12 protein-coding genes are annotated in these 13,456 nt (G+C 64.9%); 10 read left to right on the forward strand and 2 right to left on the reverse strand.

Annotated features, from left to right (window positions below):
* Positions 1 to 198: 198 nt before the first annotated feature.
* Positions 199 to 504, reverse strand: coding sequence for a hypothetical protein (locus GTW51_RS22335; RefSeq protein WP_163046238.1), 306 nt, complete (start codon positions 502 to 504; stop codon positions 199 to 201).
* On the opposite strand from GTW51_RS22335, the gene GTW51_RS24735 reads away from it, so the two are divergent.
* From GTW51_RS24735 to GTW51_RS22370, 8 genes are all read left to right on the forward strand, one after another.
* Positions 503 to 616, forward strand: a complete 114-nt coding sequence (locus tag GTW51_RS24735) for a hypothetical protein (protein WP_425483306.1) — start codon at positions 503 to 505, stop codon at positions 614 to 616. The genes GTW51_RS22335 and GTW51_RS24735 overlap by 2 nt on opposite strands.
* Positions 617 to 1,306: 690 nt before the next feature.
* Positions 1,307 to 1,786, forward strand: a complete 480-nt coding sequence (locus GTW51_RS22340; RefSeq protein ID WP_203566258.1) for an NAD(P)-binding domain-containing protein — start codon at positions 1,307 to 1,309, stop codon at positions 1,784 to 1,786.
* 377 nt (positions 1,787 to 2,163) lie between these two features.
* Positions 2,164 to 2,766, forward strand: a complete 603-nt coding sequence (locus GTW51_RS22345; protein WP_163046239.1) for an ANTAR domain-containing response regulator — start codon at positions 2,164 to 2,166, stop codon at positions 2,764 to 2,766.
* Entirely contained in the window at positions 2,763 to 3,971 is a 1,209-nt protein-coding gene (locus GTW51_RS22350; protein WP_163046240.1) for a CmpA/NrtA family ABC transporter substrate-binding protein, read from the forward strand. Before GTW51_RS22345 ends, GTW51_RS22350 begins: the two co-directional genes overlap by 4 nt.
* Positions 3,972 to 4,335: 364 nt before the next feature.
* Positions 4,336 to 5,637, forward strand: coding sequence for an MFS transporter (locus GTW51_RS22355; RefSeq protein ID WP_163046241.1), 1,302 nt, complete (start codon positions 4,336 to 4,338; stop codon positions 5,635 to 5,637).
* Positions 5,638 to 5,657: 20 nt separating this feature from the next.
* On the forward strand, positions 5,658 to 8,108 hold the full coding sequence (gene nirB / locus GTW51_RS22360; protein WP_163046242.1) for a nitrite reductase large subunit NirB: 2,451 nt from the start codon (positions 5,658 to 5,660) through the stop codon (positions 8,106 to 8,108).
* A 3-nt stretch (positions 8,109 to 8,111) separates the two neighbouring features.
* A complete protein-coding gene (gene nirD, locus GTW51_RS22365) occupies positions 8,112 to 8,438 on the forward strand; it encodes a nitrite reductase small subunit NirD (protein WP_163046243.1) in 327 nt (108 codons plus the stop codon).
* On the forward strand, positions 8,435 to 11,119 hold the full coding sequence (locus GTW51_RS22370) for a nitrate reductase (RefSeq protein ID WP_163046244.1): 2,685 nt from the start codon (positions 8,435 to 8,437) through the stop codon (positions 11,117 to 11,119). Before nirD ends, GTW51_RS22370 begins: the two co-directional genes overlap by 4 nt.
* A 203-nt stretch (positions 11,120 to 11,322) precedes the next feature.
* On the opposite strand, the gene GTW51_RS22375 is transcribed toward GTW51_RS22370, so the two are convergent.
* Complete coding sequence (locus GTW51_RS22375) at positions 11,323 to 12,210, reverse strand: LysR family transcriptional regulator (RefSeq protein ID WP_163046245.1); 888 nt, start codon at positions 12,208 to 12,210, stop codon at positions 11,323 to 11,325.
* Positions 12,211 to 12,339: 129 nt separating this feature from the next.
* Between GTW51_RS22375 and GTW51_RS22380 the strand changes: the two genes are divergently transcribed.
* Together GTW51_RS22380 and GTW51_RS22385 are read left to right on the forward strand one after the other, a co-directional pair.
* Entirely contained in the window at positions 12,340 to 12,906 is a 567-nt protein-coding gene (locus GTW51_RS22380) for an NAD(P)H-dependent oxidoreductase (protein WP_163046246.1), read from the forward strand.
* Positions 12,903 to 13,307, forward strand: a complete 405-nt coding sequence (locus tag GTW51_RS22385; protein ID WP_246233358.1) for a DUF6220 domain-containing protein — start codon at positions 12,903 to 12,905, stop codon at positions 13,305 to 13,307. The genes GTW51_RS22380 and GTW51_RS22385 overlap by 4 nt, the downstream gene beginning before the upstream one ends.
* Positions 13,308 to 13,456 lie beyond the last annotated feature (149 nt).

The following is a 13,456-nucleotide window of genomic DNA, read 5'->3' on the forward strand; positions in this document are numbered from 1 at the left end:
CTACGACGACATCGTCGCCCACTGCTGTGACGCTTGGAACAAGCTCGTCGATCAGCCCTGGAAAATCATCTCAATCGGAATGCGGGACTGGGCGCATGAGTTCTGATCAGCGCACGTTGGTATAAGACTGCTGGCGCTCACCACCGCAGTAATATCTGGCTGTCGCTATGGGTATACCTCAAGCGCACCAGTTCGCCTTTAGGTTCGATGAATACCCGAGGGCGCAGATCGGCTCCAACGACCGGTACCAAGCTCTTCGACGCTTCGGGTCCGCTCGGGAACAGCGACAACGTACTCTACCGCATCACCGGTCTTGCCCGCGACGCCGACACCGATCTGGACACTTTCTTCAAAGGCATCGTCGAGTTCGGCGGCCGCACAAACCATGGCTCCCTGCTCCGGCTGAAGGCCTCCAACGTCTTCGCCCGCAAGCACGCCATAACCCCACTTCAGGTTCGGGACAGGCAAGCTCGAGGATCTCGCCGCGTTCGCCAGTGCGGTCATCCTGCCTTTGGTTGCTCTCCTCATTGCCTACGAAAGCTTCCTGCGCCTCACGTCGCCCGTGCCCATTTTGTTCGGGAGGGGATTTCGGTGGCGAGTGTCGGGCTTGCGGTGACCTCGCAAGCACATGGCTCTCACAAGAGATGATCACCATCACCATGGTACGATCACGCTCACCATGATCACCGCGCGGCCATTGCTGGATGCAGCGACAACAATCTCCGTGCCCCTTACGTGCATGTCCTTCCCGATGCCCTGACCTCCATATTTGCCATCGCCGCGTCGCATGCGACATGGGCATGTATGGCCAGGCAGGTGCCTCGGACCGCATCGCGATCCCGATCACCGCTAACCGCAAACGGGCCGACATGTGACGCTCGCGCTCGTCGACGCAACAGGGCTGGACGCCGTCGATGAAGGGAGCCTTGCCTAGTCCTGGCGGCAGCAACCCGGAGCGCCGGTCTACTGCACGGACCTGACGCGCGACGAGATCCCTGCCGCTCTCGCCGCCGCCGAGAAGGCCCGTCTCCCTAAACGCCGCGACCTCTCCGTGGCCGTCATCACGGAGCGCCTACGCGGCGGAACGAGCAATCCGACCTCGCAATACCTGCTTCGCGTAAACCGCGCGATCTAGTCTAGCGCTAGGTCGATCGAGAGCGGCGCAAGGGGCGGGCGCCGCTCCTCGCCATGCACTCCCTTCCCGTCCAGTCCGCAGAGCAGAAACGGCGACGGATTGGTGATCCTGAACCCCGCGCGGTTCCGAAGGACAGCGCCGTGCCGCAAACGACGCTGAAGGAAAAGTCTCATGAAGATCGGCATCCTTGGCACCGGCCACATCGGCAAGACGCTGGTGACGAAACTCAGCGCCGCAGGTCATGACGTAAACGTCGCCAACTCGCGCGGTGACGTCCGCCGAAGCGTCTGCCGGCGTCGTGATCCTGTCCACGCTGCTCGGCCCCATTCCGAAGATCGCCCGCTGTTCGCCGACGTGCCCGCCGACACCGTCGTGATCGACACGTGCAAGTGCTATCCCAAACGCGACTGTGAGATCGCTGAAATCGAGGCCGGGCAAACCGAGAGCGAGTGGGTCGCAGGGAAGCTTGACCGTTCTATCGCCAAAGCACGGAACGCCGTCACCTCCGCTTCCATCGCGAAGAGGGCGCGCCTGCCGGAACCGCGGGCCGGATCGCCATTCCCGCTGCCGCCGACGACGACCGAGAGGGCGAGGTCGCGATGTCGCTCGTCGAAGATACCCGGCTCGACCGGTCCGTTCGGGCCCCCGTGACATGCGGTGGTCCTGTCGTACCCGCCTGTGTCCAGCTCTCGGTCACGGGGTATAGGTGACCCAGCCCCTAAAGGTGAGCCCGGCGTAGAAGAGGGCAGCTTCCTCGAAGCAGACATCCCGGAGCAGGACCTCATCTGTTTTGTCGATTTTAGACATATTTGTGCCGGAGTTCCGGCAAGCGGCTAACTGATGGCAATTGGTGCCGTCGCGGCGCGCCGCGCTCAATCATCGACGCGCCGGCCCATGCCGCTGCCAATGCGAACGAACTGTGGCGCTAGGCACGGAAGCGGTAGTACGTACCGGACTTACTGCTGATAGTCCTGTTCAGGTAGTTCATTTTGCGTTGCACAATCCAGGCCAACAGGCAAAGTGATAGCATGAACCGCGCCGCCCTCCGGATCCTCATCATCGACGAAAACCGCATTCGTGCAGCGGTGATCGAGGAGGGGCTGCGGGAGGCCGGCCATGGCGAAGTGACGACGATTCACGACGTCGTTGGCATCGCGCGGCGTATTGGCGAGATCGAGCCGGACGTCATCGTCATCGACCTGGAAAATCCGAACCGCGACATGCTGGAAAGCATGTTCCAGCTCTCCCGAGTGGTGAAGCGGCCGATCGCCATGTTCGTCGACCGCTCCGACAGTGCTTCCATCGAGGCTGCGGTTGAAGCAGGTATCTCCGCCTATGTGGTGGACGGGTTGCGAAAAGAGCGGGTCAAGCCGGTGATCGAGATGGCGATCAGCCGGTTCAACGCGTTTGCCCGGATGGCGCGCGAACTCGAAGAGGCGCGCACCGAACTCGAGAGCCGCCGCCTTGTCGATCGCGCTAAAGGCATCCTGATGACATCCCGTGGCCTGTCGGAGCAGGACGCTTATGCCCTGTTGCGCAAAACGGCGATGAACCAGAACCGCAAGATCGCCGAGATCGCGCAGAGCCTGATAACGGCCGCCGACCTCCTACAGCCGGGAGACGAGACATGAGTGCTGCCCATCGCGTCACCGCGGGCTTCCTGCCGCTTCTCGACAGTTCGGTCCTAGTGACGGCCCTTGAGATGGGCTTCGCGGCAGCCGAAGGCATCGAGCTGTTCCTGGTGCGGGAGAATTCCTGGGCGAGCATCCGGGATCGGCTCGCCGTCGGCCATTTCGATGCCGCGCACATGCTCGCGCCGATGCCTATCGCCTACAATCTCGGCCCTGCTCCGCTAGCGGCGCGTACCATCGCACCGATGGCGCTCGGCCTCGGCGGCAACGCCGTTACCGTCTCGCGCAGCCTGTGGGACGCAATGAAGCATCACGGCGCCACCGACGGTTTCGATCCGGCCGAGGCGGGCAGGGCGCTCCGCGCCGCGATCGCGGCGCGGTCCGGGGCCGAGAAGCCGCGCTTCGCCGTTGTCCACCCGCATTCGGGGCACAATTACGAACTACGCTATTGGCTCGCCGCATGTGGCATCGCGCCCGATGACGATATCGAGATTGTCATTGTGCCACCGCCGCTGATGCCGGATGCGCTCGCCGCAAGCCGGATCGACGGATACTGCGTGGGAGAGCCGTGGAACACCGCCGCCGCTCTCCGGGGCGTCGGACGAATTGTTACCACCAAGGCGATGATCTGGCGCTCGAGCCCGGAGAAAGTCCTGGGTGTCTCGGCAGACTGGGCGGAGGCAAACCCGGAAGCGCTGAGCGGCCTGCTGCGGGCGCTTTACCGGTCTGCCCAGTGGTGCGGCGATGCCGCCAATCACGCCGAACTCGCCCGACTCCTGGCGGCACCGGCCTATCTCGGCTGCCCGGTCGAGTGGCTCCTCCCGGCTTTGTCGGGACGCCTGCACACAGGCGACGGGGCGATCGTCGAAGTTGCTGACTTCTTCATGCCGCACGCGCGGGCAGCCACCTTCCCTTGGAAGAGCCATGCGCTCTGGTTCTACAGCCAGATGGCGCGGTGGGGTCAAGTTGCGGCAACCCCGCGGAACGAAGCAATCGCCCGGGACAGCTACCGTCCGGACCTCTACCGAAGCGCCCTTCGCTCGCTCGGCGTCGCGCTGCCCGGCGCCAATGCCAAGGTGGAGGGTGGCCTGACGGCTGCGACGCCCGTCGGTTCGGCAGGCGCCAGTCTCGTGCTGGGGCCGGACGGCTTCTTCGACAGAAAGGTCTTCGACCCGGACAGGATCGCTGATTATCTAGCGCCCTGATGGCAGATCTTTTCGCAGCAACAGCGCCCCTGTTCTCTGACGCGATGCACAAATCCTGTGCAGTGCCGAACACCGGATGAGTAGGTTTCGCGCAGGTCGGGGGAGCCCTCCTGCCTGCTGATTTCTGTCAAGCCATTGTTTTTAAAGCGAAATGCGAAAGAATTTGAATTTGGCACACTTCCTGCATTTTTCCTGACGAGCCCGACGTTGGGCCCGTAATTTCGCGTCCAACGAGGGGCGCTCCAGGCAGAGCCGCTGATCAGGTCTATCGCGCACCCGGACATCCGGGCGCGTGAGGTCTGTTCGGCGGTTTTTTTGTTTTCAGCCCAGCCACAGCCGAACTCGGCTATCGATGGAGTCAGAAATGACCGTAATCGCCAATTCTGCGCCGCTTCCGGAAGGGTCGGCGACACGCGCACTGTCCCTGTCCACCGTCGCCTTCACCGTCTGCTTTGCGGTCTGGACGATCTTCTCGATCATCGGCATCCGCATCAAGGACGACCTCGGCCTCAACGAGACCCAGTTCGGCCTGCTGGTCGGGATGCCGATCCTGACCGGCTCGCTCGTGCGTATGCTGCTCGGCATCTGGACCGACCGGCTCGGCGGCCGACTGGTCTATACCGGAACGATGCTCGCCGCCGCGCTGGCGACGTTTCTCCTCGCCTTCGCGACTACCTACGCCCAGATGCTGGTGGCGGCCCTGGGCGTCGGTCTCGCTGGCGGCTCGTTCGCGGTCGGCGTCGCCTATGTCTCGCGCTTCTATTCCGCGAGCCGGCAGGGCACCGCCCTTGGGATCTTCGGCGTCGGCAATGTCGGCGCGGCGGTGACGAAGTTCGTGGCGCCCTTCGTGCTGCTCGCCTGGGGCTGGCAGAGCGTCGCGGTCGCATGGGCCGTGGCGCTCGCCCTTATGGCGGTGGTCTTCTGGTTCATGACCGAGGACGATCCGGTAATCCGCCAGCGGCGGCTGACCGGTGCAGGGCAGCCGCGCAGCTTCCTGGCAGAATTCACCCCGCTACGCGACCTGCGCGTCTGGCGCTTCGCGCTCTACTACTTCTTTGCCTTCGGCGCCTTCGTGGCGCTCGCCCTGTGGCTGCCGCGCTATTTAATCGGCGTCTACGGCTTCGACCTCGCCACCGCCGGCATGATCGGCGCCGCCTACTCGATCCCGGCCTCGATCTTCCGTGCCTATGGCGGCGTCCTGTCCGACCGGGTGGGCGCCCGCACCTTACTCTACTGGACCTTCACGGTGTCGGCGCTCTGCTGCGCCATCCTCGCCATCCCGGCGACGGACTACGCCGTTCAGGGGATGAACGGGCCAATCGCCTTCCACATGGCGATCGGGCCGACGGCTTTCGTCGCCGTAGCCTTCGTGCTCGGCCTGTTCATGAGCTTCGGCAAGGCGGCCGTCTACAAGCACATCCCGGTCTACTACCCGCAGAACGTAGGGGCGGTCGGGGGGCTCGTCGGCATGATCGGCGGTCTCGGCGGCTTCTTCCTGCCGATCGCCTTCGGCGTGCTCAACGATCTGACGGGCATCTGGTCGAGCTGCTTCATGCTGCTCTTCGTCCTAGTCGCGGCGTGCCTCGGGTGGATGCATCTCGCCGTCCGGCGCATCGAGAAGCGTGCCGGGACGCCCGCGGCCTCTTTCGCTCCGGCGGCAGAATAATGAATCGGGAGAGAACGGGAATGACTCAGAAACTCGTCATCATCGGTAATGGCATGGCGCCCGGCAGGATGCTCGAACACCTGCTGGAGGCGGCGCCAGACCGCTACGACATCACGATCTTCAATGCCGAGCCGCGGGTGAACTACGACCGCATCATGCTGTCGCCGGTCCTGTCTGGCGAGAAGAGCTTCGAGGAGATCGTCATCCACGGCGACGGCTGGTACGTCGAAAACGGGATCACGCTCTACAAGGGCCACCGCATCGTCGCGATCGATCGCGCGGCCCGGACGGTGACGTCGGACCATGGCGTGAGCGAGTGCTACGACAAGCTCGTCATCGCGACCGGATCGGTGCCCTTCATCATCCCTGTGCCGGGCAAGGACCTGCCCGGCGTCCTGACCTATCGGGACCTAGACGACGTCAATGCCATGTTGCTGGCCGCGCAGTCGCGCCAGACGGCGGTGGTAATCGGCGGCGGCCTGTTGGGTCTGGAAGCCGCCGCTGGCCTCAAGGAACGCGGCATGGACGTGACGGTGCTGCACGTCATGCCGACCCTGATGGAACGCCAGCTCGATCCCGCGGCCGGATATCTCTTGCAGAAGGCGGTAGAGGATCGCGGCATCAAGGTCGTCACCAAGGCGAACACCAGGCGGATCGTCGGAGACGGCAAGGTCGAGGGCGTCGAGCTCGACGACGGCACCGTGATCGCCGCGACGCTGGTGGTCATGGCGGTCGGCATCCGGCCGAGCGCCACGCTGGCGGCTGAGGCCGGATTGGCGGTTAACCGGGGCATCGTCGTCGACGACCAGATGCGCAGCTCGGACTCGGATATCCTGTCGATCGGCGAATGCGCCGAGGTCGCAGGCCATGTCTACGGGCTCGTCGCGCCGCTCTACCGGATGGCGAAGATCGCCGCATCGACCCTGCTCGACGCGGCGGATGAGCGCTTCATGCATGTCGACACGCCGACGAAGCTGAAGGTCACCGGCATCGACCTCTACTCTGTCGGTGACTTCGCGGATGGCGACGATCGCGAGGAAATCGTCCTGCGCGATGCCTCCGCCGGCATCTACAAGCGCGTCGTCCTGAAGGAGGGCCGGATCATCGGCACGGTTCTGTTCGGGGAGACGTCGGACGGCGCCTGGTTCGCCGACATGCAGAAGAAGCAGACCGACATTTCCGGGCTGCGCGACACGCTGATCTTCGGACAGGCCTTTCAGGGGGGCGCCTCCGCGGACCCTTTGGCGGCCGTTGCGGCACTGGCGGATGATGCGGAAATCTGCGGCTGCAACGGCGTCTGTAAGGGCACCATCGTCTCGGCGATCACGTCAAAGGGGCTGAACTCGCTCGACGGCGTCCGGGCACATACCAAGGCATCGGCCTCGTGCGGCACCTGCACCGGGCTGGTCGAGAAGCTCATGACGCTGACGCTGGGCGCCCGCTACAATCCAGGGGCGATCCAGCCGATCTGCGGCTGCACCGAGCTCGGCCATGACGACGTCCGCCGTCTGATCAAGGCCAAGCATCTCAAGACCATTCCCGCCGTCATGCAGGAACTGGAGTGGAAGACCTCCTGCGGCTGTGCCAAGTGCCGCCCGGCGCTCAACTACTATCTCGTGGCCGACTGGCCGGACCAGTACGCCGACGACTACCAGTCGCGCTTCGTCAACGAGCGCGTCCACGCCAACATCCAGCGGGACGGCACCTATTCGGTCGTGCCCCGCATGTGGGGAGGCATGACCTCTTCGAAGGAACTGCGCGCGATCGCCGACGTGGTCGACAAGTTCGCCATCCCGGCGGTCAAGGTCACCGGCGGCCAGCGCATCGACATGCTCGGCATTCGCAAGGAGGACCTGCCGGCCGTCTGGGCCGATCTGGGCAAGGCTGGCTTCGTCTCCGGCCAAGCCTACGCCAAGGGGCTTCGCACGGTGAAGACCTGCGTCGGTACCGACTGGTGCCGCTTCGGAACGCAGGATTCCACCGGTCTCGGCATCCGCATCGAGAAATTCATGTGGGGCTCGTGGACACCTGCCAAGGTGAAGATGGGGGTGTCGGGCTGTCCGCGAAACTGCGCCGAGGCCACCTGCAAGGACGTCGGCGTGATCTGCGTCGATTCCGGCTTCGAAATTCACTTCGCCGGAGCCGCGGGCCTCGACATTAAGGGCACCGAGGTGCTCGGCCTGGTGAAGACCGAGGACGAGGCGCTCGAGGTGATCGTCGCCCTCACGCAGATGTATCGCGAACAGGGCCGCTATCTCGAACGCATCTACAAATGGGCCCGCCGCGTCGGCACCGACGAGATCAGGCGCCAGATCCTCAATGATCGTGAGCGCCGCGTCGCCTATTACGATCGCTTCGTCTTCAGCCAGAAATTCGCCCAGGTCGACCCGTGGTCGGAGCGCGTCTCCGGCAAGGACAAGCACGAGTTCCAGCCGATGGCGGCAGTTTCCTTCCAGCCGGCGGCGGAGTGAGCGATGAACTGGCACGACATCGGCACGATCGACGACATTCCCGTCCGGGGCGCGCGCTGCGTCGGCACCCCCCAGGGGCGCATCGGCGTGTTCCGGACCGCCGATGACCGGGTCTACGCCATCGAGGATCACTGCCCGCACCGTGGCGGCCCGCTCAGCGAGGGGATTGTCCACGGCGCCTCGGTGACCTGCCCCCTGCACAACTGGGTGTTTTCGCTCGAGACCGGGGAGGCCCAGGGTGCGGACGAGGGTTCGGTCCGGACCATCCCCGTCCGGCTGGTTGACAGGCGTATCTCGCTCGGCCTCGAGCGGGCGCTGGCGGCGGAATGACGGGGGTGGTGGAAGCGCCCTCGGCCGAGGCGAGGACGACCTGCCCCTATTGCGGGGTGGGTTGCGGCGTCCTGGCGCGCGTCGCCGCGGACGGCGAGGTGATCGTCCGCGGCGATCCCGAACACCCGGCGAATTTCGGCAGATTGTGCTCCAAGGGCGCGGCGCTTGGTGAGACGACGGGCCTCGAGGGGCGGCTTCTGGTGCCCGAAATCGGCGGCCGCGAGAAGTCCTGGGACGAAGCGCTCGATCTCGTTGCCCGCCGCTTCCGCGAGACGATCGACCGCCACGGTCCGGACTCTGTCGCGTTCTACGTCTCCGGCCAACTGCTGACCGAGGACTATTACGTCGCCAACAAGCTGATGAAGGGCTTCATCGGCTCGGGCAATATCGACACCAATTCGCGGCTCTGCATGGCCTCGTCCGTGGCCGGACACCGGCGCGCCTTTGGTGAGGACATCGTCCCCGGGATCTACGCCGATCTGGAGGAGGCCGATCTGGTCGTCCTGACCGGATCCAACGCCGCCTGGTGCCATCCGGTCCTTTATCAGCGGCTACTGGCGACCCGCCAGAAACGCGGCACGCGCATCGTGGTGATCGACCCGCGCCGAACGGCGACGGCCGACGAAAGCGACCATCATCTGGCGCTCGATCCGGGAACGGACGTGCTGCTGTTCAACGGGCTGCTCGCCCATCTCGCGAGGACCGGCGCCGTCGACGACGATTTCGTCGCCGCCGCCACGACCGGCTTCGCCGACGCCGTCGGCGTGGCGCGTGCGGAGGCGTCCTCGCTTGCGGACGTGGCAGCAGGTTGCGGGCTGGCGGAAGCGGATGTGCGACTGTTCTACGAACTGTTCGCCGCGACGGAGCGGAGCGTCACCGTCTACAGCCAGGGCGTCAACCAGTCCGCCCACGGCACCGACAAGGTGAATGCCATCATCAACTGCCATCTGGCGACCGGGCGGATCGGGCGGCTTGGGATGGGACCGTTTTCCGTGACGGGCCAGCCGAATGCCATGGGCGGCAGGGAAGTCGGCGGGCTCGCCAACCAGCTTGCCGCGCACATGGGATTCGAGCAGTCCGACGAGGTCGATCGGGTCGCGCGCTTCTGGAAAGCGCCCGCGATCGCGCGGCAGGCCGGGCTCAAGGCCGTCGACATGTTCCGGGCCGCTGGCGATGGCCGGGTCAAGGCCTTGTGGATCATGGGGACCAACCCCGCCGTCTCGATGCCCGATGCCGGTCGCGTCCGCGCCGCCCTCAAGGACTGCGAGTTCGTCGTCGTCTCTGATGTGACCCGTACCGACACCACGCTCCATGCCGACGTGTTGCTGCCCGCCGCAGCCTGGGGCGAGAAAAGCGGATCCGTCACCAACTCGGAGCGCCGGATGTCGCGCCAGCGCGCCTTCCTGCCATCGGCAGGAAGCGCGCGCGCCGACTGGCGCATTATCTGCGACATCGCGCAACGCATGGGATTCGGCGATGCCTTCGCGTTTGATGAACCCGCCGCCATCTTCCGCGAGCATGCCGCCCTCTCGGCCTTCGAGAACGACGGCAAACGTCTGTTCGATATCGGCGCTCTCGCTAGCCTGGCGGACGCAGCCTACGAGCAATTCGTCCCGTCGATCTGGCCGCTGCCGAAGTCGGGCGGGCAGCACAGGCGCCTGCTCGGCGAGGGGCGTTTTCCGACGCCCGACGGGCGCGCGCGTTTCGTCGCGGTTCGCCAGGAGGGTGTCGCGCTGGCGGTCGACGTCCACCGCCCCGTTGCGCTGAACACGGGCCGGTCGCGGGATCAGTGGCACACCATGACCAGAACCGGAAGGGTTCCGCGGCTTATGGCCAACACGGCCGAGCCGACGCTGGAGATTGCGCCGCAGGACGCTGCGCGCGAAGGACTTGCCGATGGCGACCTCGCGCATGTTTCGAGTCGATACGGGTTTGTCCGTGCCAAAGTCAGCATCTCGGCCAATCAGAAGTCCGGCTCGGCGTTCCTGCCGATGCACTGGAGCGGCCAGTTTGCTGCCAATGCCGGGGCCGGTTCTCTGGCCTCGCCGCTGACCGATGCGTTCTCGGGCCAGCCGGAGCTGAAGAACGTACCGGTGCGAATCTTCCGCGAGGCCGTGGCCTGGACCGGAGTGCTGATGACCCGGCGCGACCTGCGTCCTACCGGCTTCGTCCACTGGAGCCGTTGCCCGGTCGAAGGAGGCTGGGTCTACGAGCTCTGCGGTACGGAAACCGGCGGCCAGGGAATCCTGCTGTCGCGTCAGTTCCTCGATGGTTTCCCTCCGAACCACCTGGTCGAATACAATGACAGGCGCGGCCTAACCTATCGCGCGGCGGCCTTGGACGCCGATGGAGCCTTGGCCGAGGCGCTGCTCGTATCGCCGCCAGGACAACTGCCGCCCCGCGACTGGCTGGTGTCGCTGCTCGGCTCGCGTGCACCGTTGAGCCCTGGCGACCGCATGGCGCTCCTGTCCGGCCACTCGCCGGTGCCGATGCCGGCGACCGGACGCATCGTCTGCGCCTGCTTCGATGTCGGGATTAACCAGATCGCTGCTTCAGTCGCCCGCGGCAGCCACAGCGTCGCGCTGATCGGCCAGGACCTGGGCGCCGGCACCAATTGTGGCTCCTGCCGCAGCGAGATCAGGGACATCATTGAAGACGCTCGGCTCAAAGCGGCCGAGTGAAGTGCCTCCCATCGCAGTCTCGGGGCAAGTTTCATCACTGAGTGTCGGCATACGTCGAAAACCCCAAACCACCGACCGGCATCTCGCGGTTTCGTTCTTCCGCGACTTTCGTACGCCTCACGGCGCCCGAAACTCTTCAGGGAAGCCGACTGTCCCTCACGTAAAGATTCCAGCCGAAGCTGACGTTCGCGACCGTAGCCAGGTCAGCGCAGGAACGCTGCGAGTCTGTGAGCGACATGCCGCAAGGCACGATCGCGTTCCCGCCGGCGGTGCCAAACCAGGGATAGTGTGAAGCCTTCGGCAGGGATCGGCGGCGGAAATGTCGCGAGACCGCGCATGGTTTTGGCCATTCTTGTGGGCAGCATGGCGATCATGGAGGTCGAGCGAAGGACCGGCGGCACCATGCCGAAGCTGGGCACGACAAGTCCGACGCGCCGCGCGAGGCCTCGCCGCGCCAGTTCCACGTCGAGCGGGGTGCGTGCCTCGCCGAGTCCAGAGACGACGACGTGCGGAAACGCGAGCCATCGGTCGAGCGTGAGGTCCGATGCCGCCGGGTGGCCGTCCCGCATGACCACGACGTAGGTTTCCTCGCCGACCGTCTCGCGCCGCAATTCGTCTTCAGCACCAGCGAACACCGAAACCGCGATGTCGGTCGAGCCTTCCGTCAGGGCGCGCTTGGCCGCATCGACGCCGTGCCAAGGCTGCAACACGATATCGATGCCGGGTGACGAGCCAGCGAGGTCAACCAGCAGGGGCTCGATCTCCAGCAGTGCCGGTAGGTCCGCCATCACGAGGCGCATTGTCGTCTCGATCTCGGCGAGGGGAATTTCCGGCGGGTCTATGAGATCCGTTGCCGAGGCGAGGAGCGCCTTCAAGGGAGCCCGAAGGCTTTCGCCCTTTGCGGTGAGCCGCATGCTTCGCCGGCCCCGCTCCAGCAGTTCGTCGCGGAAGAGGTGGCGGCAACGCTGAAGCGCCGCAGATGCCGCCGGCTGCGAAAGGCCGACACGGTCGGCGGCGCGACTGACATGCCGTTCGTCAAGAAGGGCATCAAGCACGACGAGAAGGTTCAGATCGACGGACCGCAAATTCATGCCGTCGATAATAGGCTAGAGCAACAATCGATTGGAAGGATCAGGCGCGAGAGGACATCTTTCAGCGTGTTCCCAGCGGACGAACCGAACCGATCCGGTGCGACCGGATGAAACGAATGAGAGCCGCAGATGACGACCCTGATCCTTCTCTTTCATCCTGACTTGTCACGATCCCGCGCCAATGCCGCGTTGGCAAAGGCTGTAGCCACCCAACCGCAAGTGGAAATCGTCGACATGACGGCCCTCTACCCGCAGGGGGTCGACATGGAGCGCGATGGCGAGCGCGAGGCTGCCCGGCTCCTCGGGGCCGAAAGCATCGTCCTTCAGTTCCCGATGCAGTGGTACTCGACTCCGCCGCTCCTGAAGGCGTGGCAAGACGCGGTGCTGAGCCGGATGGGCTACATCTACCCGGAGACGGAAGGCGCCGGTCTCGCTGGGAAGCCCATCATGATCGCTGCGACGATGGGTGCGGCCGAGGAAACCTACCGCTGCGACGGCCGCAACCGCGTCACCGTTCCGGAACTCCTGGCACCGCTGCGAGCAACCGCCAATCGTTTGGCAATGGACTGGTGCGAACCCTTCCTCCTCTACAACGCCGACGGTCTCGACGCCCCGGCTCTTGCGGAAGCCGAAGGAGGTTATCGTGACGCACTATCACGCTTGGCGATATCGTCCTCCCACGCGAAGGCTGCATGATGGAAGAGGTTCACGACACGCTGCGCGACGTCGATCGCGGCACGCCATTCTGGTTCACGGCAAGCGGATGGCTTGTGCCCGCCGGCGTCCTCGCGCAGTTCCTCCTTGCCGGGCAGGCACTCTACGGCGGCAGCGAGTTCGGCGTACATGCCATGCTTGGCTCGCTCCTTGCGCTTCCCGTGCTGGCGCTTCTTCTCGGCCCGCTCTTCGTGTGGCGCCTGCGTGGCCTCGGCTGGTGGGCCGGGATCCTCGCCGTCCTGATGCTCGTCCAGTTCGTGCTGGCGGCCGACAATGCCGGGCCGTTCCTTGCCTATCACCCTGTCAACGGCGCGCTCGTGCTCACAACGAGCCTCATACTGCTCGTCAAGATCGAGCGTCGCCGTGCGCACGTCAAAACTTGAAGATCAGAAAACGTGATCGCTAATACCAACGAGCGAGGGTTTTGACTCGTAGGGGATTCCCAATCCCGTTCTGATCTGAATCATGGTGGCAAACGGAGGTTTGCCATGGCGATGCCCATTCCACTTCGCGCCGATTTCGACATTTTCTG

The sequence above is a fragment of the Aurantimonas aggregata genome (assembly GCF_010500835.1).
Taxonomy (GTDB): Bacteria; Pseudomonadota; Alphaproteobacteria; order Rhizobiales; family Rhizobiaceae; genus Aurantimonas; species Aurantimonas aggregata.

What these genes read in the sequence shown, in the direction of transcription:
- GTW51_RS22335 (WP_163046238.1), bottom strand. Translation starts at nt 504, where the DNA reads ATGACCGCACTGGCGAACGCGGCGAGATCCTCGAGCTTGCCTGTCCCG.
- GTW51_RS22340 (WP_203566258.1), top strand. Translation starts at nt 1,307, where the DNA reads ATGAAGATCGGCATCCTTGGCACCGGCCACATCGGCAAGACGCTGGTG.
- GTW51_RS22345 (WP_163046239.1), top strand. Translation starts at nt 2,164, where the DNA reads ATGAACCGCGCCGCCCTCCGGATCCTCATCATCGACGAAAACCGCATT.
- GTW51_RS22350 (WP_163046240.1), top strand. Translation starts at nt 2,763, where the DNA reads ATGAGTGCTGCCCATCGCGTCACCGCGGGCTTCCTGCCGCTTCTCGAC.
- GTW51_RS22355 (WP_163046241.1), top strand. Translation starts at nt 4,336, where the DNA reads ATGACCGTAATCGCCAATTCTGCGCCGCTTCCGGAAGGGTCGGCGACA.
- nirB (WP_163046242.1), top strand. Translation starts at nt 5,658, where the DNA reads ATGACTCAGAAACTCGTCATCATCGGTAATGGCATGGCGCCCGGCAGG.
- nirD (WP_163046243.1), top strand. Translation starts at nt 8,112, where the DNA reads ATGAACTGGCACGACATCGGCACGATCGACGACATTCCCGTCCGGGGC.
- GTW51_RS22370 (WP_163046244.1), top strand. Translation starts at nt 8,435, where the DNA reads ATGACGGGGGTGGTGGAAGCGCCCTCGGCCGAGGCGAGGACGACCTGC.
- GTW51_RS22375 (WP_163046245.1), bottom strand. Translation starts at nt 12,210, where the DNA reads ATGAATTTGCGGTCCGTCGATCTGAACCTTCTCGTCGTGCTTGATGCC.
- GTW51_RS22380 (WP_163046246.1), top strand. Translation starts at nt 12,340, where the DNA reads ATGACGACCCTGATCCTTCTCTTTCATCCTGACTTGTCACGATCCCGC.
- GTW51_RS22385 (WP_246233358.1), top strand. Translation starts at nt 12,903, where the DNA reads ATGATGGAAGAGGTTCACGACACGCTGCGCGACGTCGATCGCGGCACG.